The organism is Streptomyces sp. NRRL WC-3549, assembly GCF_000721935.1.
Classification (GTDB): Bacteria; Actinomycetota; Actinomycetes; order Streptomycetales; family Streptomycetaceae; genus Streptomyces.
In genome coordinates, this window is sequence record NZ_KL585424.1 from 1 (window position 1) to 259 (window position 259).

Genomic DNA, 259 nt, shown 5'->3' on the forward strand with positions numbered 1-259 from the left:
TCCCGCAGATCAGGACACGAAAGTGACACGAGGGCAATGGGGCTGTGTGGCCGCCCCTGTGGGCGGTGTGGTCACAGGGGTGCTCGGCACGGTGGTCTTGTCGGCGGCCTGGCAGGCGTGTGATGTCGGAGTGAACGGCGCGGCCAACGGCTTCGCGCTGATCTTCTACGGAGCCCTTCTCACCATGGTGGCGGCCGCGTGGTGGGGAGCCGCCGTCGGGTACGTAGGACGCTGGAACATCCCAGTCGCCCTCCTCGGC

1 protein-coding gene is annotated in these 259 nt (G+C 68.0%); it reads left to right on the plus strand.

Annotated elements, in window-relative coordinates:
* Positions 1-22: 22 nt before the first annotated feature.
* A partial coding sequence (locus IH13_RS45035) for a hypothetical protein (RefSeq protein WP_082317732.1) occupies positions 23-259 on the plus strand: 237 nt, incomplete at its 3' end.